Source organism: Variovorax boronicumulans (assembly GCF_030812215.1).
Classification (GTDB): domain Bacteria; phylum Pseudomonadota; class Gammaproteobacteria; order Burkholderiales; family Burkholderiaceae_C; genus Variovorax; species Variovorax boronicumulans_C.
Genome location: NZ_JAUSSG010000007.1, coordinates 35,876 through 57,578, shown reverse-complemented (window position 1 = coordinate 57,578; position 21,703 = coordinate 35,876). Strand labels below are relative to the sequence as shown.

Annotated in this window: 11 protein-coding genes, 1 tRNA gene and 1 pseudogene; 5 read left to right on the top strand and 8 right to left on the bottom strand. The window is 62.6% G+C overall.

The window, feature by feature from the left end; translation table 11 throughout:
- Positions 1-105 precede the first annotated feature (105 nt).
- From J2W23_RS19015 to J2W23_RS19005, 3 genes are all read left to right on the top strand, one after another.
- Positions 106-531 carry an NfeD family protein gene (locus J2W23_RS19015; protein ID WP_307649843.1) on the top strand — a complete coding sequence of 142 codons (426 nt, stop codon included), beginning with the start codon at positions 106-108 and terminating at the stop codon, positions 529-531.
- Between the two features lie 39 nt (positions 532-570).
- Positions 571-1,500 carry an SPFH domain-containing protein gene (locus J2W23_RS19010; protein ID WP_176657298.1) on the top strand — a complete coding sequence of 310 codons (930 nt, stop codon included), beginning with the start codon at positions 571-573 and terminating at the stop codon, positions 1,498-1,500.
- Positions 1,501-1,524: 24 nt separating this feature from the next.
- Positions 1,525-1,615: transfer RNA gene (locus J2W23_RS19005), tRNA-Ser, on the top strand.
- A 372-nt stretch (positions 1,616-1,987) separates the two neighbouring features.
- On the opposite strand, the gene J2W23_RS19000 is transcribed toward J2W23_RS19005, so the two are convergent.
- The 7 genes from J2W23_RS19000 to J2W23_RS18970 all read right to left on the bottom strand — a co-directional run bounded on the left by J2W23_RS19000 (position 1,988) and on the right by J2W23_RS18970 (position 19,324).
- A complete protein-coding gene (locus J2W23_RS19000) occupies positions 1,988-3,010 on the bottom strand; it encodes a hypothetical protein (protein ID WP_307649842.1) in 1,023 nt (340 codons plus the stop codon).
- 30 nt (positions 3,011-3,040) lie between these two features.
- The gene (locus J2W23_RS18995; RefSeq protein WP_307649841.1) at positions 3,041-3,514 is read right to left on the bottom strand and encodes a hypothetical protein; all 474 of its coding nucleotides are present in this window, start codon (positions 3,512-3,514) and stop codon (positions 3,041-3,043) included.
- A 133-nt stretch (positions 3,515-3,647) separates the two neighbouring features.
- Complete coding sequence (locus tag J2W23_RS18990) at positions 3,648-4,328, bottom strand: hypothetical protein (RefSeq protein WP_307649840.1); 681 nt, start codon at positions 4,326-4,328, stop codon at positions 3,648-3,650.
- A 55-nt stretch (positions 4,329-4,383) separates the two neighbouring features.
- Positions 4,384-6,090, bottom strand: a complete 1,707-nt coding sequence (locus J2W23_RS18985; RefSeq protein ID WP_307650070.1) for a ShlB/FhaC/HecB family hemolysin secretion/activation protein — start codon at positions 6,088-6,090, stop codon at positions 4,384-4,386.
- Positions 6,091-6,209: 119 nt separating this feature from the next.
- The gene (locus J2W23_RS18980) at positions 6,210-6,464 is read right to left on the bottom strand and encodes a hypothetical protein (protein WP_307649839.1); all 255 of its coding nucleotides are present in this window, start codon (positions 6,462-6,464) and stop codon (positions 6,210-6,212) included.
- 216 nt (positions 6,465-6,680) lie between these two features.
- A complete protein-coding gene (locus tag J2W23_RS18975; RefSeq protein WP_307649838.1) occupies positions 6,681-7,631 on the bottom strand; it encodes a hypothetical protein in 951 nt (316 codons plus the stop codon).
- Between the two features lie 53 nt (positions 7,632-7,684).
- Positions 7,685-19,324, bottom strand: coding sequence for a hemagglutinin repeat-containing protein (locus J2W23_RS18970; RefSeq protein ID WP_307649837.1), 11,640 nt, complete (start codon positions 19,322-19,324; stop codon positions 7,685-7,687).
- A gap of 457 nt (positions 19,325-19,781) precedes the next feature.
- Here J2W23_RS18970 and J2W23_RS18965 point away from each other — a divergent pair, with 457 nt between their 5' ends.
- Entirely contained in the window at positions 19,782-20,366 is a 585-nt protein-coding gene (locus J2W23_RS18965) for a hypothetical protein (RefSeq protein WP_307649836.1), read from the top strand.
- Between the two features lie 164 nt (positions 20,367-20,530).
- A pseudogene (locus tag J2W23_RS31450) lies at positions 20,531-20,732 on the top strand (IS66 family transposase); the annotation flags it as partial.
- A 123-nt stretch (positions 20,733-20,855) separates the two neighbouring features.
- On the opposite strand, the gene J2W23_RS18955 reads toward J2W23_RS31450, so the two are convergent.
- Complete coding sequence (locus tag J2W23_RS18955) at positions 20,856-21,695, bottom strand: hypothetical protein (protein WP_307649835.1); 840 nt, start codon at positions 21,693-21,695, stop codon at positions 20,856-20,858.
- Between the last annotated feature and the right edge of the window lie 8 nt (positions 21,696-21,703).

Sequence of the window (21,703 nt, the reverse complement as noted above, 5' to 3'; positions counted from 1 at the left end):
GCGGTACCGGGCACTCCTTGAGGTCAGTACCCCTACGTGGGGCAAGCGCTTGGCGCCTTATGCCTCAGAATGGCGCGCATCGAACAAGCAAAAAGAGGAGTTGTCATGGCGAATTCCACCATTTGGTGGCTGATCGCGGGAGCCGCCATCGTGGTCGAGTTGCTCTCGGGCACGGTCTACCTGCTCCTGCTGGCGGCCGGCTTCGCGGCCGCGGCCATCGCGGCGCACCTGGGCTTCGGCACCATCACCCAATTGATCGTTGCGGCCGTGATCGGCGTGGGCGCCGTGCTGGTCTGGTACTCGATCCAGCGCAAGCGCCCGCGGGCAGCGGGCGCCGGCACCAACCGCGACGTAAACCTCGACATCGGCGAAAGCGTGCAGGTCGATGCATGGAACCCCGACGGCACCGCTACCGTGCGCTACCGCGGCGCTCAATGGACGGTGGTGCAGCGCGCAGGACATGCACCGTCGACGGGCGAGCACCGCGTGGTCGAGGTGGTCGGCAGCCGCCTCGTCGTCGACAAGATCTAGTCAGTCAGAACTCAAGAACTCGGAACAAGGAAGAGCACCATGGAATTTTCGGTCCCCCTCATCATCCTGGTCATCGCGATCATCTTCATCAGCCAGTCGGTCAAGTTCGTGCCGCAGCAGAACGCCTGGGTGCGCGAGCGCCTGGGCAAATACCACGGCACCATGACGCCTGGCCCCAATTTCCTGATCCCGTTCATCGACCGGGTGGCCTACAAACACAGCCTGAAGGAAATTCCGCTCGACGTGCCGAGCCAGATCTGCATCACGCGCGACAACACGCAGCTGCAGGTCGACGGCATCCTGTACTTCCAGGTGACCGATCCGATGCGCGCAAGCTACGGTTCGTCGAACTACATCGTGGCCGTGACGCAGCTCGCGCAAACGTCGCTGCGCAGCGTGATCGGCAAGCTCGAGCTCGACAAGACCTTCGAGGAGCGCGATGTCATCAACGCGCAGGTGGTGGCCGCCATCGACGAGGCCGCGCTCAACTGGGGCGTGAAGGTGCTGCGCTACGAAATCAAGGACCTGACGCCGCCGAAGGAAATCCTCTTGGCCATGCAGGCGCAGATCACGGCCGAGCGCGGCAAGCGCGCGCTGATCGCGGCTTCGGAAGGCCGTCGCCAGGAGCAGATCAACATCGCCACCGGCGAGCGCGAGGCCTTCATCGCCCGCTCCGAGGGTGAAAAGCAGGCCCAGATCAACAATGCGCAGGGTGAGGCAGCCGCCATTACCGCGGTGGCCACGGCAACGGCGGATGCCATCGAACGTGTGGCAGCGGCCATCCAGAAGCCCGGCGGCGAGCAGGCCGTGCAGCTCAAGGTGGCCGAACGTGCGGTCGATGCCTACGGCAAGGTCGCGGCCGATTCCAAGACCACGCTGATCGTCCCGAGCAACATGACCGAGACGGCGGCACTCATCGCATCGGCCATGCGCATGGTTCAGGCCGGCAAGCCGTCGAATCCGACCTGAGCGACTGCTACAATCGTGGGCTCAGGAGCGGTGGATGAGCGGTTTAAGTCGCACGCCTGGAAAGCGTGTGAGGGTTAATAGCCCTCCGCGGGTTCGAATCCCGCCTGCTCCGCCAAACTATGGCCCCAGTAGCTGCCCCGCTACTGGGGCTTTTTTGTTGCCGGCCGCCCCTGGGGCGGCGCGCCGAGCCGTATGCAATGGTTTTGCCCATGTTTTGCTTGGCAAAGGCCCGGGCGCCCAGCGCGGCCCAAGTGTGTACAACAAACGGTATCGCGCGGGCTAGGTTGGGCGCCTTGGTGGCCGTGCAAGGCCCCGATGGGCAGTTGCCAACCAGTTTCTTTGGTTAAGCCCGCTTGGCATGCGCCGCCTCACCGCCCCCCGCAGGCCGCTACTCTGCTTGATGCAGTGCATGGCGTCGGGATTGCGGCCCTCATTGGGCATGCCGATCAGGCTTCGACCCCGGGTCGAGGCTCGTGGTGCCCTCCGCTCAATGGCCCGGCGCGCGCGTTGACTTCACTGCATAGTCTTTTGCGACGATGCCGTGCTCGGAGTTCGCATTGACCATCGATGGGCGTACCCAGACGACCTTCTCCTGCAAGCGCCGCAGATGGCCACGCCGCAGATGCATTCGCGGTGCCCCGTGCGATCCGCTGCCTCGACCAGCACCAGGGGCACGACGCTCGTCCGAAAGTTCCAGGACCTTGTAGCTAAAAAAAGGCTGCTTGCCCTTGGCCCGCCGCTTCTTGTTCAAGGCCTCGGGGGCGGCTACGTCGGCTGTGCCGACATTGGCGCAGTTCAGCACGCTGCAGACTTGGATCAGCACCATGATTTCGTCATGGGTGTCGAGCATGATCTGCGCGTAGGCCTTGTCGACACTTCCGTATTGGGCGACAGCTTGCTCGAAATGTTCACGCAACAGCCAAAACGGCTCGGCGCTGAACTGTTTGCCCAGTTTCCGGCCGGCTTCTGCCATTGCTTCATGCGCAATGCGCGAAGCCGGCAGGATTTGGTGTGAGTCCGTGACGGTCACGATCTCGTTGTCGTAGGGCAGGAACGCTCCGCCGATTGCAATATTCCACGAGTCGAAGGATGGCCCCCAGTAGATGGGCACAACGAACACGCCGCCCTGGGGGAACCTCTGCAGGATCTCGTTGAGGCCGGGCATGACTTCGTGCGCTGCACTTGCTTCCCAGCACAGCGCGATCCGCTTGGTCGCCGGTAACTGCTTGAACTCCCCTATTTGGTCGGGACCAGCCTCACGCTGCCACGGCGCTTCCAGGGCGACCACAGGGAATGGGAGACGAAACAGATCAAGGTGCGCCTGCTTCATCTCTTCGGGATCGATCAGGTCACAACAATTGGGCAAGATAAACTTGACACTCCGGCGTAGCAGGTCGGCGAGCCGAAGCACGGTTCGTGCGGATTGCAGGGCAACAGGCCGCAGCGCCCGTTCGAGCTTCTGCAGGTCTTCGATGGCGTGCGCGCAGTAGTTCAGCGGTTCAACTTGCATGGTTTACAGTTCTCCTCCAGTTCTCTTTCTTCACCGCCTTGACTGATCGGTGTCTGGGAACGAGACCGTCGTACCGCTTTCGTCTTCGATCCATCCACGCCACGTGCCACGCCCCCACGAGGTCTTGACCTCATACTGGATCACATAGGTTTTCCCAGCTCGCGCTACGAACCTCATCGGAATCGTGCTCGCCTGCATCTGAGGGATCGTCCTGAGCCCGACCACTACGGCGTGCTCACCCGGCGCGACTTCCCAGCGGTCCACCGGCAGAAGCACATGGGGGACTCTTTCTCCATCTATCGAATGAAAGTAGGAGGCTCCGCGCGGCCCGGACTTGACGACGGCAAGGCTGGAAAGAGGGGCCGTCTCGGTGCCAGGCGCGCGGTAGGGCGGAGCGGCGCAGCCTGCGAGCATCACCGCAGTCAATGCGAAAGCCGCAATGGCCTTGAAATTTCCATGCATGCTGATCCCACTGTCTTGCGTCACTGCGTGTTTGAGGTTCATAGATAAATCGGTGATCGAGTCTCGTCAGAAGCTCGCGTTCAGGTTGAACCCGAGCGTGACCTTCACCGTCCGATAGCCCTCGGACTTTCTGATGGACTCGCCTACAAAGAAGTTGTAGCTGATTGCGTTGCGATCACTGGAACAGCAGTTCAAACAGTTTCGATCCCGCATAGATACAGGGAACTCCCAAGCTCACTGACGCCCAGTATTGCCACTTCGGCAACTGCGGTGCATCCTTGTACTCCAAAGTAAAGATAAGCCCAGGCGCGAGGCTCGTGTACTGCTCTCTCAGCGTTTTGGCATTTGCTCCCCCGCACATTGCTTCAAAGACGCTCTGGAACAAGCGTTGCCCCTCCAGACTCAGTTTGGGGAGTTGAATCTGGCTGCCATCAGATAAATGAACCAGAACTCTCGAGCTCACTTCTTCAACAGATCGAATGGGTAGCCCAAGCGTTCGCAAGCGACGCCGCCGAGGTGCGTATCCGCAGAACCGCATCACGCCCTCCTCCCGTACCAGTCCGTACCCGATCAGGCGTTCAACTTCGTCGCTGCTTTTCAGAATCTCTGTTGTCATATAGAAATGCAACACCAATTGGCCCAATGAGGCGACGAGAAACCACATGCCATGCATATGGAGACGGGTATACAAATAGAGAATCGTGGCGGCTGTGAGGTAGACCCACAAGAACAACAATCCATACAAGAAGGACCTCAATGAGGTATCCCGGCGCGGCATGAAGTACACGCGCATTGATACGCCGGGACTCATCGCGATGGAGGTCTGCTCGACCCTTGAGTCATTGTGTTCAGTCACGGCTCATTTACTCTCAAAAACGTAGGAGTCCAGGTCTTCTTCGGCGGAATGCAGCTTAGAAATTGGCATTCAGGTTGAATCCCAGTGTGACCTTCGCCGTGCGGTACCCCTCGGGCTTGCTGATGGGCGCTCCGACGAAGAAGTCGTAGCTCAGCTTGGTCCATTGGCCGCGCACGCCGACAACAGCGCCCGCCAGGTTGCGGCCAAGCGTGTCGGCTGTGGAGCGACCGCCGACGTGACCATAGTCAGCGCCGACGTAGAGTTCCGCCCCGCTCTGCCCCATGGCCCATCCGATGTCGTTGCGCAGCAGCCAACCGCGCTCGCCCATGAGGTTCGTCTCGCCGTCGAAGCCGCGCACCGTGTAGCGTCCGCCAATGGCGAAGCGGTCTTGCGGCGTCAGCGGCGTGCGGTTCCACTGCGCGCGGATGAGGCCCGAGTAGCGCAGCTTCTGCTCGCCGAGCTTGAACGGCGCGTTGAGGCTGATGTCGGCCGTATAGAGCCTCAGGCGCGAAGTGCCCTCGCCGAACTCTTCTTCCGGCGCGATGCGCGAGCCGAAGCCGCCGGTGCCGCGCTTGTAGGCCAGCGTGCCTTCGAGCGTGGCTTCGCCGATGTATTCCTTGTGGCTCAGACTCAGCTCCCAACCGCCGACCACGCGGTGCTGTACCTCAATCTCCTGGTCTTCGATGAAGCTGCGCGACTCGCGGCGGAAGCCCTTGATCGCCACCGTCGTCTTGCTGCTCTGGTCGCGGTAGACCAGGCGTGAGAGCTTGACCTCGGCATTGTTGGTCTTGCCAGCGTAGACGATGTCGCCGTTCAGGCCAGCAACGCTCTGGTGGTACTGGCTGTTCGTTGCCGTGAAGCCGAGCATCCAGTAGCCGAAGGGCAAGGAGTAGTGCGCGACCTGTCCTTCGGTGCCGTAGCTCGGCTCCGAAAGGAAGTGGCTGTTGATGCTGTGGTTGGCGCTGACGTAGAACAGGTCGTTCAGGCCGAAGGGGTTGTCAAACGATGCGGTAACGCCAGCCTGGTTGCGGCCAGTGGCCTTGGTGCCGCTGTCGTCCAGGCTCAGATTGATCCGCCATTTCTTGGATTGCACGTACTTGACGACAAGATCGCTGTCGCCGGGCCTGGCATTCGGCGCCGTCGATGGCTCGATTTGAATGTCTGCTTCGGCGGTGGGTGCGCGTTTCAGGTTCTCGAGGCCTTGCTCGATATCGCGCAGATTCAGCAGATCGCCGGGGCGTGCGGGAATGGCCGTGGCCAGCAAGACGGAGCTGCCGAGTAGCGTGGACGAAGAATCGGACGTTGTCCGAATGGCTGCGATACGGCCGGGCACGAGCGACAGGGTCAGGGTGCCGGTAGACAGATCCTGCGGTGCGGCCAGCACGCGACTGGTGACCCATCCCCTGGCAATGACCGCTTGCTGGGCACGCGCAAGCACCACGTTGACACCGGCGGTGCCCAGACAACGCCCCACCGGCGAGTCGTTGCCCTCGGGGCCCGAGAGATCGGCAACGGCCCATTGGAAGGCGTCGGACTGCTCCCCGACCAACCGCACGCGGTCGATGCGAAAGCACGGTGACTCGGATTCTGGGATGCGCTGTGCGGGCGCTGGCGGGGCAGCCTGAGGACGCTGATCGACGGTGCGTTCGTTCTGTTCGCGCAAAGCGCGTTCGCGCTCCTTCTGGCGTTGCTGCTCGACGAACGATGCCGGAGTTGTTGGCGTCTGCTGGGCCAACGCCACCAGAGGGACACCCAACACCATGCCGGCCAATATAGCGCGCGAATTCGTTCTCAATTTCTCTCCCTGATTGGTTCCTTTTGCATCGCCGCAAGCTGAAGTTGCGCGACCCCAGCCCGGCAGACCTTGCTTGAACGACGCCCTCAGAACTTTCCGGTGTCCTTGGGGTTGTGCACGATTTGAATCAGCACGTCGGGTGGGTAGGCCTTGGTGCGGGATATCTCGACAATCTCTCCACCTGCCGCGCCGGCGAAGACCAGCACGCCCTGACCTTTGTAGGCAAGGTAATGGCGCCAACGATCCGTTCCGTTGTACGTCGGTATCCATGCCTTGCCGGTGTTGTTCACTGTCTCAGCGTCCGGCTTGCCCATGATCTTGAGGGCGTCGGCATAGGTCATGCCGGTGCGCAATTGAGCGATGGCGGTACCCGATACGGGGTGGCCGACCGTGGTGCGTTCTTCATCTTCTTCTGCGGCTATCAGTGCGCGGCGGGTGGGTTAGTACAAGGGGGCAGTCCGGCAGGCGGAGAGTGCAATACACGCCAAGGTAGCTGCAAAGACTGTCTGATATTTCATTTCAATATTCACCGTTCAATTTGCAGAATGCGCGCGCTGTCATACCAAGAGAAGTTGCTGATAGAGGCCCGATACCGTGATGCCCTCGTCAGCCTCGAGCCGCCGATAAATGCCGAAAAGCAATTCGTCTGGTTCCGCGGGTTTAACCGGCCACAAGCGCGACCAAGGAAATTTCATGATTGGATGATCAACTTCGGGGTTCACAATTCCTGCTTGCTCGCGCAGTCGAAGCAGCAGTAGTACTTCAACAGGGAAGTGGCTGAACGAATTGGCGAAATCGTTGAACTGCTTGGAAATGCTCAGGCGAGTATGCAGATTGCAAAGTTGCACCAGCCAAGCTCCAAGCGCATCCGTATCCTGCGTATTCCACATTTCCAGAACTCTCTCGGCAATGTCATAGCGCGGATAACTGGTATCTGGATAGTCTAGGTCGTGTGCTCTGCACCATAGGCGAAGCAACCAGTGCTGCATGCCGCGGAAATTTGCAGCATGCAAGTACCCTTCGCGAGTGGCTGCGACCAGTAGAGGGGCCCAACGTGACACGACTTCCACTGCGCCAACGGATGCGGCGACTCCTAGCCATCCCGCATCCGAAATACTAAACATCCCTAGTTTGCGGCCAAATTTGGCTGGAAACTCCGACTCCACTAGAAAACCTCGAAGACTCGCCAGTTCCTGGTAGAGCACCGCACTTGCCAGCAAATCTTGCGGATCGCGTCCCGTCGCTGCAAGCGACGTACCAGTGATGACGCCCGATTTGGCAGTCATCGACAGCGGCGAGCCTAGGTAGAACTTGAACGGCCGCTCGACGGTTTCTTCCTTGCCTGTCTCAGGTGAAACAAAAAGGACGTTCCCAGAAGCTACATAGCGCTCAAGAATTTTCCGCTGATTGTTCCGATGCAGTTTCTGCCACTCAGCCTCATTGGCCAGATAACGCTTGATTCCGGGCCACGACTTGAATGGCTCAATTTCTGAAGGTGCAAGATTCATGACTTTTTTCTCAGCATTCTCTTATTCACTACGAGTGAGGCAAGCCGACTGATTCAAGGCGGCGCGATTCGTGGACGTGAGGTCCCCCTGGGTACTGGCCAGGGCGTAACCTGGATTGTCGGGCGACCAGTCTGACCTTGCGCGGGAACAGCGACCTCAACCACGTATGGTTTGATCGTATAACCCTGCAGAAGCAAACTGTTCAAATAGAACGCGTAGGCTTGATCCGAGGGACTGATCGGCTTCCCAGAAATCGTACTGTTCGCTGCAGCCTCTTTGATCCAGTCCTCCATCCGAACCGGTAAATCCCCCACCGGTTGCCTGTTCCCAGTATCAGTCGTCTTGACCTCGAACCCCGGGATTTCCTTTTTGGAATGATCGATGTTGCCCCCGATGTAGTCGGCACCGTTACCGCTGCTGTTCTGTATCGGTCTCCCTCCTGGCGATAACTGATTAAGCAGTCCGCCAGCTAGATATTCCCCTTCACCCCATTCACCCAAACGCACCCCAGCGTTTTGCCCCGAGTTGCGCTGGCCTTGCGAAGGTTGCGTAAACACCGTTGTGCCGTCGATGTCTCCGATGCTTTGCGGCGTTGATGGAGAGCCAGTTCCCTGGCTCGTCATCAAAATCCATCCCATTGGCCCGTAATTTGTCGTCGTCGTCGACGTGTTTCCTCCAGTGGGATTCGTTCCGTCGTACCCCGGCGTGCTGTGTCCTGGAAGCACGTCACCTGACGTGCTGGTACCGCCAGCCTGATCCGGGCGGATCGGCACATTAACCATCGGGTCAGGCGGCGGAAGCGGCGATGCGGGCCGCCCCGTGATGGTCGATGCACCGTAGTCCGTCAGTGCGAGCAGCAGCGCGTTTTCTTCACTGAGGTTCGCGTCGCTCTGTCGGCGTAGTTCGGCTTGCCTCAGAATCTCTACGCCCGTGGCCCCCGTCAGCTCCAAGCATTTGCTGTCCTTCAGGCAGAACGCCACCGCAGCGATGCCGACCCGCTTGATGACCGTTCCAAGCCCGTTGTTTGTGACCTCATTGAAACCGGCGGCCGCACCTGCGGCACCACCCACCCCGCCGATCAATGTGCCAGTCAGCGTCAATAAGGCCACCCGCAACGCCGGAGGAGTCCCGCTGTCCTCCAACAGCGCGCTGATCTGCGGCGTCACCAACGCACTCGCCGCAGCCCCTGCAGCGCCGCCAGCGCCACCTGTCAAGCCACCCACAATCAGATGCAGGAATCCACGCGATGTCCCGCCTTCTGCCCATGCACTGATGATCTGTGTGGCCTGATCTTCCAGGGCTCTGCGTTTTTGCGGATCGGGCTCGTTTTGCGCCAAGGCCAACAGCGCGTTGGCTTTGTTCAGTTGGTCCTGCGCATACTGCGCAACGAAGCGGGTAGCCTGCGGACCAAACGTCGAGGTCAGGTAGACCTCTGCTTGCACTTCGGCCATCGCCCGCTGCGCGTTTGTCTGCCGCAGCGCGTTGGTCGAATCCACTCCCGTACGCACATTCGTGTTGCCCGCAATGCCCGAGATGCCGCTCTGGGTCACGCTGCTCTGATTGACATCGTTGTCGCCAATGCCCACGCCCGGCGATCCGGAAGTACTGACGCTCACGCTGTACCCGCTACCCTGGAAGATGTCGTGATTGACCAGATCGGTCATCGTCAGGCTGCCAGTAGCAAAGCTGTTCTTGCCGCCATCCACCGCCGCATCCGTGCTGGCGATGGCACCGCCCACAAGGCTCGTATTGCCCGCCACCTTCACGCCGAAGCCTGAGTCGCCCGCAAAGAAACCGCTTTGTTTCGTGGCGCTCGCGAAGTCGCCATCACCGCGCATGTTGTGCGCACTGACGCTCACGCCTCCGCCAGAGCACATGTAGATGCAGAAGCTGCCGCTGAAGCCGGCTCCGCTGTTCTGGCTGTTGTAGGTGCTGGTGTCCTGCAGGGTTTCGATGCGCAGATTGCCGCCCACGTCGGCATTGATGCGCTTTCCGCCCACCGTGGCGCCCCGAAGGGAGGTGTCCCCGCCGCTGGCGATGTTGACCTCTTGCCCGGCATTGACCGTGGTGTTTGCCCACGCGCCATCAGTGCCGCTGTCACGCCCCCTTTGGCTGCCGGCGGCCACTTCGAGCGAGAAGCCGTTGGTCTCACCAAAGGACATGCCCACGCCGACGCTTGAATTGCTGCTGCGGCTGGTGGAGCTTTGCTTCTGCGTGTTGGCCGCCGCTTCCAGCGCGACGCTGTTGTCGGCCGCGAGATTGCCGTTCTTGCCCGCGTCGATCTGGCTACCGCGCACGAGGATGTTGGAGTCGCGCCCACCGCCCGTGGCCGTTATGGTGACGTTGCCGCCGGCCTGCACGCGCGAGCCCGCCGAGGTGTCGCTGCTTTGCGTATGCGTGGACTCGCTCGAGCTGCTGCCGATGGTCAGCGTGGCGCCCATGCTGACGGCCCCGGTACCGTTCTTGTTTTGTGTCGCAGCCTGCTGCGCGATGTCTTGGTAGCCCGAATAGCCACTGAGCGCCGTGCTCGCGGCACCCAGCGCCTTGACGCGATCGCTGCTGGTGTCGCGCATGGCCTGCGTGGTGTCTTCCAAGTTGCGCAGCATGTCGATCAAAGGGGCCTTCATTCCCAGCGTGATCCCGCTCTGCGAGAAGCTCTGCTTGCTGTCGCTGCGGCTGGTCTCGCGGGCCTCGACGATCCGCACATTGCGCGCCTGGATGTCGACATCGCCGCCCGGCGCGATCACGTCGCTGCCCACCTGCCGGTACTGGTTGCCGGCGGTGATGATGACGTTGCCGCCGATGGCTCCCACGGTGCTGCCCACCGCGGTGCTCTGCTCGCGGCTGCCGCTGCTGCTCGATTGCTGCTGGCCCCAGGTCCAGCCTGAACTCGCATCGAACATCCCGCTGCGGGATTCCTCGCGCGTGAAGTCGCTGGCCTTGTTTTGCTTCGCGGCCTCGATCGTGATGTTGTTGTCGGCCCAGAGTTCGGTGCCCTTGTCGCTCACGACGCTGGAGCCGCGAATGCGGATGTCGTTGCCTGCGTCCAGCGTCACGGTCTTGCCGCCCAGGCTGCTGCCGATGACCTGCGTTCCGCTCGAGGTGCCTCGCTGCAGGCTGGTGTCGCTGCCCAGGAAGCTGCTGTCGCTTTCGTAGCGCATCTCGTTGAGGGCAGAACCGGAATTGCCCTCGACGATGTTGATGTTGCGCTTGGCGGCGACCTCCAGCGCACCGTCCGCGCTGTTGATGGTGCCCGCGCGCACATTCACGTCGCGCTTGGCGTGCAGGCTGATATCGCCGCTGGTCTCGATGCGGGTGCCGACCTCCTGGGTGCTCACCTCGGCGCGGAAGTTACGCGTGTCGCGCCAGGAGGCGTCTTGCCTTGCAGTCGTGACGGTCTTGAGGTTGAGGTCGCGCCCTGCGCCAATCTCGGTCGTGCCTTCCTTGCCGCTATTGGAGACGATGGCACCGATCAGATTGACGTCGCGGCCTGCCGAGGCCACCAGCACGCCCTTCGGGTCGCTCACATAGAGGCCCGCCACGCGGTCCACGATGGTCGCGCCGCGCAGGCTCACGGCACCAGGCGAGACGTCCAACGCCAACCCGCTGCTGCTGGTCGTGGTCCGCACGTTGATGTCGCGACCGGCATCGATCTTGAGCTGACTCGCCGCATCGATCGTGCCGCCGATGTTGTTCAGGTCGGCTCGCGCGTTCAGGTCGAGGCTGCCGCCGGAGATGCGGCCGTTCAGGTTCTGGATGTTCTGCGCGCTGATCTTCACGGTCTCGCGCCCAGCCACTGTGCCGCTGTTGACGAGGTCACCATCGAGCTTGATGTTGACCTCCTTGCCGGCCAGCAGCGCACCCGAGCCGTCGATGTCGCCGTTCTTCACGCGCACATAGACCTGCGGCACCAGCACGCGCTGGGTACTGCCATCGGACAGCGTGACGGTCTGCGCCACCAGCCAGACGATGTCGCTGGTGAGCTGCGCCATCTGGGCATCCGAGAGGGCAATGCCCGGGCGCAAGCCGTATTGTTTGGCGAAGGTCACGCCAGCATCCATCAAGGCGGCGTACTGCTTGTCGTCGCTGTCGTAGCCGCCCAGATAGCGATAGCCGGTCAACTGAGCCACCTGCTCGCGGACCAGACGCTGTTCATAGAAGCCGTCGCCCAGGCGCTTAAGGGTGTTGTTGGGGTCCTGCCCCAGGTTGTTCAACAGGTAGTCGCTGCTGAGCCAGTTGCGGTAGCTGGCAAAGCGTGGATCGGTCTCGATCAGGTAGCGGCTCGAAGCCTCCGGATGTGAGCGGAACAGGCTCGCCGTGGGCAGACTCAGCCCCGGCAAAGTGGTGCGCGCGATTTGTTCGGTGCCGGAGCTCGCCGCCAGCCTGACCTGCACGATCGGACTGACCACAGGGCTTCCCGTACCAGTTGTCACCGCGTTCGCTCCTGAGCCACCCACGCCGCTTGTGCCTCCAACCGCAGCGCCTCCGATCGCGGCATTGGCTTGTGCTCCGCTTGCGGCGCCCGCGCCACTGCCCAAGGCTGTGTCAGGCGCATTCACCGCTGTGCTGGTGCTACCGCCCACACTCGCGGGGGTGCTGCCGCTCACGCCGCTCGCGCGGGCCACGCCCTGGTCGGTGTATCCGGGGCTCAGGTTGCCCGTGGCCGTGCCGCTGCCGACCACCGCCACGTTGCCCTCTTGCCGAGCTGCGGCCAGAGTCACGGTGATGGGGACGCTGGTGTTGTAGAGCGACGCTTGCTCGCCACCACCCCCGCCAGCCTGGAACAACTGCCAGCCATTGCGGGTCTGCGAACCGGAAACCTCGACGTTCCTGTTTTCGATTTTTCCGCCGGTGACGTTGAGCGCACCGCCGGCGAGGATCTGGCTCATCTCGTTGGTGCCGCTGCCCACGGCAATGTCCATCTTGCCACCGGCGATGATTCGGCCAGGCGCGGAGGTCTGCAGCACCGGCGTGGTGGTCGACTCGGTGTACACCCAGTAGTAGTAGGAGCGGGCGTAGTTGGCGTAAACATCCGCGATGAACGCAGCCGTCGCGGTGTCCAGGCGTTTGTGGGCTTCGAGATAGGCCTCTCGCTGCGCGTCGTCCGGGGTGTCCGTGGCCGGCGATGCCACACCGAACCTGGCCCAGATCGGGTCGGTGCGCGAATACCAGGCACCGGGCTCTGTGAAACTCTCGGAGCCATCGGTGCCCACGGGACGGCTGCCAGCGAGGGTGCTGCTGTTGCGCGGCGGGTTCGCGTAGTAAGCCTTGTAACGGGACAGTGGATAGCTTGCGGAGGGAACGAGGATGCCGGAGAACTGGCCGGTGACCGGTCCGGAATGGCTATCAAAACTCGGCCACAGCACGCCATTGATCTGGGCCATGACCGGCGAGGAAGCTGTGCCGTTGATGGTCACAAAGACCAGTTGGCTCTTTTCATAGCGCGTCGTGCTGCCCGGCAGCGCGAATTCCGTGTGCTGCGTGCCATCGGATTGGGTCTGGGTCGTCCAGGTCACCCCGCCGTTGGTGTTGTTCAGGACCGAGGTCTTGATATTGACGTTTTGCGTGGCCTCGACGGTCGCAGCATGGTTGTTCAGCGTGCCGGCCGAATCGACGGCCTTGCCGTCCACCAGCTTGCCGCCGATGAGGAGGTCGCCATCGCTGAAGATCAGCGCGCCGTTGCGGTTGTTGACCGTGCCGGCGCCAATGTCCAGACGGCTGCGCGCAGCAATGGTGCCGGCCGATGCCGCGCCGGATGCCGGATCGACATCGTTGTTGAGCGTGCCGGCGCCAATCGAGACCCGGTCGCCATAGATTCGGCCGGTGCCGTAGTTGTTCAGCACCCCTGCGTTGATGCGCGTGACGCTGCCGTCGATCACGCCCCGGTTCGTCAGCGTGCCGCTGGCATTCAGCGTGGTGGTCTTGCCCTGGATGTCGCCGGTGGCAGTGTTGTTGATGTCCTTCGCCGTGAGCGTGAGGTCTTTGCCGGCGGCCAGCTTGCCGTTGTTGGTGATGTCGCCGGTCGTCGAGATACTCAGGTTGTTGTTGGCAACGGTCTCGCTGCCCGCCGCGAAGGCGATGTCCTTCGTCACTGCGAGGTCCATGTCACCCAGCGAGAGGAGCTTGCCGTCCCAGGTCACCGAGCCGGCATCGAGCACAACTTTCTTGCCGGCGATCAGGGTGCCGCCGGTGTTGACCACCGACAGTGACTTGGATGTGCCGGGGTCTTTGACGGTAAGCGTGGCGCCAGCGGACACCAGGCCGGAGGTGTTGTCGATCCTCTCTTTGCTGGTCAAGGCCACGTTCTCGTCGGCACGGATCGTACCCGTGTGGTTGCCGATGGACCGTGCGGCAATGTTGACGTTCTTGCCTTCGATGCCCTGTTCAGCGCCTCGGGTGTTGGCGTTGTCGACCGTGTCGGCCCTGAGCGTGGTCGTGGCCATCGAGCGAATCAGACCTCCGGCATTGGTGACGCTGCCGGCATCGACGGTGAGGTCGCCCACCGCCATCGTCTGGCCACCGCTGTTGTCATAGCCCGCGCCGTTCGTGTTGACGGCGACAGTGGCCTGGCCGAGCACCGTACCCCCTCCCGTGTTGGAGAAGGCCTGGGTCTTCGCATCCAGCGCGTTCTTCGAGCCGATGAAGCCGGCCGCGTTGTCCACCTCACCCACGTTCTTCAGCGTGAGCGTGTTGGCACTGGCGATGCCGCCTTGCTTGTTGGTGTAGCCCGCCGCGTTGGTGTTGGTGAGCTTCTTGCCATCGGTGTTGATGGTCATTGCGCCACCGGACTGGATCAGGCCGGTGTCGTTGTTCAAGGCACCCGATCTCACGTCGACAGTGGTGGTCGCCGCCAGCGTGCCCTTCTTGCTGTTGTCCAGTGCCTTGCCGCCGGTGTCCACGCTCAGGCTTTCGCCGAAGACCGTGCCGCCTGTATTGATCAATCCGCCACTGACCAAAGTGGCCTTGGCCCCGCCCTGCAGCGTGCCCTTGTTGTTGGTCGTGATGCCGGAGGTCGTGACGCTCAGGTCACCCTTGACCGCAGCGGTTGTGCCGCCGCTGTTGTCCAGCGTGCCGGCCACCAGCGTGGTGTTGCCGTTGGCGGCAAGGGTGCCTCCAAGGTTCGTCGCGACACCGCCGACGGTGGCGTCCAGCCTGCCGACGGCGGTGACCCTGCCGCCGTTGTTGTTCAGACTGCCAGCAGCGACAGTGGTGTTGCCTCCCGCACCGATGACGCCCTTGTTGCTGTTGTCGAGCAGCCCCCCCACGGTCAGGCCGAGGCTGGAGGCTTCGGCTGCGCGGATGGCACCGCCCTGGTTGATCAGGCTGCCAGCTGCAATGGTCGTGTTGCCGTTGCTCGCGATGGTGCCCTGGTTGCTGTTGTCCAGCACACCAGCCACGGTGATGCGCGTGGCATTGCCGCCGGTCTGCACGATCTGGCCACCGCGGTTGCTCAGGGAGCCCGCGTCGATGGTGATCTGCTTCGCACTGGTCTCGCCGCCGTCCTGATTGAAGGCACTCGACAATGCGGCAACCAGCGAGCCATTGCTCGTGATCCTGCCGGCTGTGCCATCGCGCGCTGCGCCGTTGTAGCTGCCACCGGCGATGGTCAACGTGCCGGTGCCAGCATGCTCGATCTTGCCGGCGTTGCTGGTGATCGAAGCGGCCCGAAGGGTCAGGTCCTGGCCGTTGCTGGCGATGCGGCCGGTGTCATTGTTCAGCGTATCGCGGGCGGTGATCGCAGTCGCACCCGCGCCGGTCTGCACGATCTGCCCCCCACGGTTGCTCAAGGAGCCCGCGTCGATGGTGATCTGCTTCGCGGTGGTCGCTGCCTTGCCACCATCCTGATTGAAGGTGCCCTTCATCGCAGCGACCAACGCGCCATTGGTCGTGACCTGTCCGTTGGCGCCGCCGTAGTTGCCGCCCGCGATATTCAGCGTGCCGGTGCCGGCATGCTCGATCTTGCCGGCCGTGTTCTTGATCGCATTCGCTTGAAGTACCAAGCTCTGGCCGTTGCTGGCGATGCGTGCACCGTCATTGTTGAGCGTGCCGCTCATCGCGATGGTGGTCGCTCCTGTACCGGTCTGCACGATCTCGCCGCCATTGGTGTTGGCGAGGTTCGAGAGCTTCAGGTCGAGTTGCTTCGCGCTGAGCTTGCCGGCGTCGTTGACGAGGGTTTGCGCCGCGTTGCCGTTGGCGGTGACGCTCAAGGTGCCTGGCGTGACGACTGTGGCCTTGCTGGTGGTCAGGTCGCCTTGCTTGGCGGCGATGGCGATGTTCGCGGCGCTGGTCTGGCTGCCGGAGAGGTCGACGCTCGCGCCTTGCAGCGTGGCATTGCCAGCCGCGACGTTCGTGCCGTGCGCAACGAGAGCGCCGTCCCCAGACACGCTCAGATCACCTGTAGTACCAAGCTTGCCATCGCTCTGGATGCCTGCGCCCAGCACACCCGTGCTGCCGCTCTGGACACTGCCGGCTTTGATGGTGGTGTTCCGCCCGGCAGTGATGTTGCCGTCGTTGGCCAGTTGGCCCCCCACGGCGACGCTGGCGTCGTTGCCACCACGCAGGCTGCCGGCATTGGCCAGAGTGCCTGCCTTGATGCCCAGATCGGTTGCAGCTCCTACAACGCCCGAACCGTTGTTCAAGGCCCCGCCTGCGTTCAAGCGGGCGGCAGCCTGTGTCGACTGAACCGCGCCCTTGTCGTTGACCAGCGAGCCGGCATCGAGCACGAGCGTCTGGTTGGCGATCAGCGTGCCTGTGGTGTTGTCCACCGCCCCCTGGACATTTGCCGTCAGGGTGTTCAACGCGGAGACGGTACCGCCTGCGTTGTCCAGGCTCCCGGCGTTCAGGGTCGTGTTGCCGTTCGCGGCGATGGTGCCGCCCTTGTTGCTGGTGGTGCTGCTCGTGGTGCTCGATGCATCGCCCGCAGCTGTGACACGTCCAGCATCGTTGTCGAGGCTGCCCGCCTGGAGCGTCGCATTGCCGCCAGCGCTCATCTCGCCCCGACGGTTGTCCACCAAGCCATCCACCGTGAGCGTCAGGTCCGATGTCTGCGCGGCACGCAAGGTACCGCCCTTGTTGTTCAGGCTCGCAGCGGTGAAGGCCAGGCTGCCGTTGCTCGCCAGCGTGCCACTGCTGTTGTCGATGACGCCCGAGGTCGTGATGCGGGTGGCGCCTGTGCCGGTCTGCACGATCTCGCCGCCCTGGGTGTTCGCGATGTTCGAGACCTTCAGGTCCAGCCGGTTGGCGTTGAGCTTGCCGCCTTCGTTGACCAGCGTCTGGCCGGGCTGCGCATGGGCCGTCACGCTCAAGGTGCCCGGTGTGACGATCGTGGCCTTGCTCGTGGTGACGTTGCCCTGGGTCACGGTGACGGCGACATGGGCCGCGCTGGTCTGGCTGCCCGAGACATCGACGCTCGCGCCTTGCAGCGTGGCATTTCCGGCTGCGACGTTGTTGCCGTTGGCAACCAGCGCACCGGAGGTCGTGACGCGCAGATCGCCTGCCGCGCCCAGCGTGCCATCGTTCTGCACGCCCGCACCGAGCACGCCGGTGGTGCTGCTTTGCAGATTGCCGGCCGTGATCGTCGTGTGGCGCCCCGCGGTGATGCTGCCGTCGTTGGTCAGTGCGTCACCGACCGCTACGCTGACGTCGTTTCCGCCGCGCAAGCTACCGCCGTTGCCGAGCGAACCCGCCTGAACATTCAGGTCCGTGGCCGCATTGACGGTGCCACCATTGCCATTGACCAGCTGGTTGCTCACCGCGATTTGCACGCCAGCCTGTGCTGACTGAATGCTGCCCTTCGTGTTGTCCAGCGAGCCGGTGTCGAGCCTCAGGCCTTGATTGGAAGCAAGGGTGCCTCCTGTGTTGTTCGTCGCGCCCGCCACGTTCGCATTCAAGACACCTGTCGCGGAGATCGTTCCGCGTGTGTTGTCCGCCTTGCCGCTGACGGTGAGCGTGGTGTCGCTGGCGCTGGTCAGCGTGCCGTCGACGTTGATCAGATCGCCGCTCGTGGCGATGTTCAGGCTGCCCGCATTGAGCTTGCCACCGCTGTTGTCGAAGCGATCGACATTCGCGCTGAAGCCGTTGCTGATGTTCAGCGTGCCACCGTGGTTGTCGAAGGTGGGCTGGTTGACCGTCATGCTGGCGAGACTCATCGTCCCGCCGTTGTTGTTGATGTTCGCGCTCTGCAGCGTGATCGGCCCGCCTGCGTAGATGCGGCCACCGTCGTTGAGAATCGCGTTCGCTGCAGTGATCGTGCCTGGCGATGGCGGCACATACGGTGCAGGCGTGATGGTGCTGCTTCCCGAGCCAGTGCCGCCTCCCGTAGCAGGCGTGCCTGGAGTGGCCGTGCCACTTCCAGTACCGGGATTCGCGCCGCCGGCGGGCTGCGACGGCGTCTCCGGGATCGGCTCCAGGCCGATCACGCCGCCGCTGGTGTTGCTCAAGACCGGTGCTGAAATCTCCAGCGCCGCGTTGCTGGTCTGGCGGATCGTACCGCCGCTGCGGTTGTCGATGCTGCCCGCCGCACTGGCGAGCTCGACGCGCGCCCCTTCGAGCGTGCCGCCCGTGCCGTTGAATGAATTGGCCAGCGTGTCCTGCGTTGCAACCTTCAGGTTGCCGCCGCTGCTGATACGGCCGCTGTTGGCAAGGCTCGACGCCGCGATGCTTGCATCGGCCGTCGCCTGAATCGTTCCGATGTTCTCGAGCCGGCCCGCACTGGTCACCACCAATTGCCCTGCGCCCGCAAGTGCAGGCGTGCCGGGCGCGGCCTGGATGGTGCCGGCATTGCGCACGCCAAGACCCGCTTCGGTGCCGACGAGCACGATCTTGCCGGCGTACATACCGCCAAGCGCTGCGACGTCCAGGGCGAATGTCGGTGCAGCACCCGCCCCCGCTGTCGACGCGATCTGGCTGTGGTCGGCCGAGACTTGGTTGGCGCCGGTCACCACCTTCAGTTCACTGGCCCAGATGCCCGCATTGGCTTGCACGGCTCGCGCAAGGATGGCTGCGTAGTCGGTCTTGCTGGCATCGAGGCCCGCACCCTTGATGGTGATGGTGCCGCCACGCACGAGAAAGCTGTCGAGGCCGCCCAGCGCATTGAGCTGCGGGGTGCCTGTGGTCAGCGTGGCGCGATTCGCATTGATGAAGCCCGCGCCGTCCACGTTGATTCCGGCCGGATTCGCAATGATGATTTCTGCGCGCTGGCCCGCAACCTCCATGTAGCCGCGCAACTGGCTCAAGTTCCCGCCGTTGACTTCGTTCAGGATGATGCGCGCCGGGCCTCTGGCGAGGAACGGATTGCCCTGAACGATGCCGCCGAGCTGCGTCTGCGCATTCGTGCGGCTGTTGTTGAAGATCGCGCCGTTCGATCCGACGTTGAGCTGGTTGTAGACGTTGCGCGAGACGCCCGCTGCGGACGGGCTTTGGATATTGATAAGAGGCACGCCATTGGGTGCCATCAACACGGTGGGACGCAGGCTGCCGGGAACATTCGGCGCACCTACGATCTGGGCTTGTCCAGGCAATGCCACCAACGCGCCGAACAAAACCACGGCAGCCGCCACCCTCGCTGGCGCCGCCGGTGCAGGGCCACTCGTTGCCTTGTTGGTGCCCTTGCCGTCGCTTGCCGCCGTTTCTTGCACCACCATGCGGATACCGCGCGCACGGTTGAAGACGACTCTATAAAGCGACTTGTTCATGTTTCTTTTTTCCCCTGGGATCGCGCAACGTGACCGCCATGCGCGACGCAGGAGCAACATGCTGGGCCACTGACACTGGCATCAGTGGATCCGGATTTTCCGAGGACCTTCGCGCAGCAAATGTCAAAAAGGTTTAACGCGTACAGATTCACACGACGCGTGCCACAAATTTCACATCACCCGATCAATCGATGAGTATTTAAGCCGTACCGACAGTCATCGGACGTGGCTTGCCTGCCACCATTTCCACAGGTAGCCTTAAGTGACTTTCCCCCTCACCCTCCCCGGGACTACTGTTCAGCCCGCCAAGGCGTCCTGCGCTCTGGCGGGTTTTCTTTAGCCTCGATTCTTTGCAACGTGCAAAAAATCACACTCGCACCGCTTCCGCAGATGCGTGCATTGCATCCGTTGTGAGACCTCCCTAGCGTGGAGTCCCAATATTGTGAAAGGACAGGTAATGGACGCGCTGAACTATCTGAATGACTGGGACACTTTGAACAAAGTCGGAGTGAGCGCACTGGCTGCCTACGGCCTTATGACTGCCTTGAGTAATCCATTGAAAGCTTTGACTAGGCTGATCGATGTTCTACGCAGTCAGCAGATCAGCTGGCTGCTCAAGCAACTGATCGCATTGCGCATCCGGTTGCTGCGCGAGCCTGCTCAAAGGGCACGCATCGCCGCTGCAAAAAGAAGCCCTCGCGGTGCATTGAACGGTGCAATCGGCACGGCCACCATCTACTATCTGTTCAGCGGCCTGCTGCTCTCGCTGTGGATTCTTCACATGGCTGACGCCGTCATGCGAGTGGACGGCTTGCCCAAGTGGAAATGGCTCGGTTTAGTTGTCACGGCGACCGTGCTTTTTTGTCCATTCGCAGCCCACTGCAAGCGGCTTGCCTATCTTGAGCGCATGGAGGCGCGTCGTCTCTGGACCCAGTATCAGACCAAGGGACTGAGCAAATACGTGACCCTCATTGCAACGCCCATGTCGCTGATCGCTTTGGCCATCGCTATTGCCGCCCTGCAACTGTTTGGTACCTCATAGCCAAAGACCCTCGCGAGCGCGCCCACCGCAAACCGGTCATTGGCTTGAGTCCAGTTCACAAAGCGGAGTTTCGCCGGGCATGGCAATGCTGACGGCTCCGTACTTCAGTGAGCGCCCAATCGGGGCGTGGTGTGCCACGGCCGGTCCGTGCAGCCGATCATCAACTGCACGACTATCTCCTGGACTCGGACCTGATCTCAGGCGACGAGACCACGGTTCAGGTGCTCAAGGAGCCGGGGGGTGCAAGGCACAGACCAAAAGCTACATGTGGGCGCAGATGAACGGCATTGGCCCTCCGGTGCAGTGTTCGCCTATGCACCGGGTCGCGGCGCCCTGCACGCGGAGAAGCTGTACGCCGGCATCCGCGCGTACGGTGGCAGCATGCTCTCCACCACCGCACTGCGATGGGCCACGCGGACACGTCGTCCGGCCTCAGGACCCGGTACTGCACGCCCGTTGCTGAACACTCCTCGCTGCGATGAAACAACGTCACCACAAACGCCCTTTGGTCTGACCCAACGTCTCTACGCACTGTGCCAAAGCCTTGGCCCGTTCTTCGCGCAGGCGCTGCCAGCCGTCTGCCTGCCATGCGGTCCAAGCCACCGGCTCTGACTGGTAGGAGCAGTTGGCCGGCATGGGTGGAAGACCGAAACGCGGGCTTGCCAGGGCCAGGCCCGCACTGAACTGCAGACGATACAACTCGTCCTGGCCCGACAGGTTTTCGTAAACCAATCGCCATACGCCAGGATTGATGGGCGCGTCGGCCTCGGCGGGCAGTTGCGCGGCAGCAGCCATGTCTTCACGCGTCCATCCACTTTCGTTGCGGCCTCGCTGCAATTCCTTCCACGCTCGGTCCGCATAGACACGAGTGGCGATTTCCTCCAGCGCCTCCGGTAGCTCCTTCATGCCGGGATTGCTTGCCCATGGCTGCCCCGCCAGTTCCGCGACCGGATCGCCGCTCAGGTCATCCTTGGAGAAGCCTTGTGCAGCAAAACCGCCCACGCGCCCCGTGACCACCGCAAGACCGACGTTGAGCGCCACCTGCGCCGCAACCGTCCGGCCCGTGTGATCGCGACGCACGATGCGCAACTGCTCGAAACCGTCGGGATAAGACTTGCCGCGCAAACGCACCTTCGTCGTGCCCACTGGCACGAGGCCGTCGGCCGCAGCGTAGCTACTCAGCGCGGGCGCCGAGGCGGCGGCTTCGTCTGGCTGGGTCGCAGCAAGTGGCGGTTGGGTGACACATGCGGACAGGAGAAGGGCAATGCTGAGTGCTCCCCATCTCAGGGCAGCGGTGTTCACGGAAATTCTTACGTTCGTTGTTTTCATTGGATCCT

Excerpts from the sequence above, each read along its gene's own strand:
- J2W23_RS19015 (WP_307649843.1), top strand. The coding sequence starts at position 106 with ATGGCGAATTCCACCATTTGGTGGCTGATCGCGGGAGCCGCCATCGTG.
- J2W23_RS18975 (WP_307649838.1), bottom strand. The coding sequence starts at position 7,631 with ATGAATCTTGCACCTTCAGAAATTGAGCCATTCAAGTCGTGGCCCGGA.
- J2W23_RS18980 (WP_307649839.1), bottom strand. The coding sequence starts at position 6,464 with ATGACCTATGCCGACGCCCTCAAGATCATGGGCAAGCCGGACGCTGAG.
- J2W23_RS18995 (WP_307649841.1), bottom strand. The coding sequence starts at position 3,514 with ATGAACCTCAAACACGCAGTGACGCAAGACAGTGGGATCAGCATGCAT.
- J2W23_RS18970 (WP_307649837.1), bottom strand. The coding sequence starts at position 19,324 with ATGAACAAGTCGCTTTATAGAGTCGTCTTCAACCGTGCGCGCGGTATC.
- J2W23_RS18985 (WP_307650070.1), bottom strand. The coding sequence starts at position 6,090 with ATGGTGTTGGGTGTCCCTCTGGTGGCGTTGGCCCAGCAGACGCCAACA.
- J2W23_RS18965 (WP_307649836.1), top strand. The coding sequence starts at position 19,782 with ATGGACGCGCTGAACTATCTGAATGACTGGGACACTTTGAACAAAGTC.
- J2W23_RS19010 (WP_176657298.1), top strand. The coding sequence starts at position 571 with ATGGAATTTTCGGTCCCCCTCATCATCCTGGTCATCGCGATCATCTTC.
- J2W23_RS19000 (WP_307649842.1), bottom strand. The coding sequence starts at position 3,010 with ATGCAAGTTGAACCGCTGAACTACTGCGCGCACGCCATCGAAGACCTG.
- J2W23_RS18955 (WP_307649835.1), bottom strand. The coding sequence starts at position 21,695 with ATGAAAACAACGAACGTAAGAATTTCCGTGAACACCGCTGCCCTGAGA.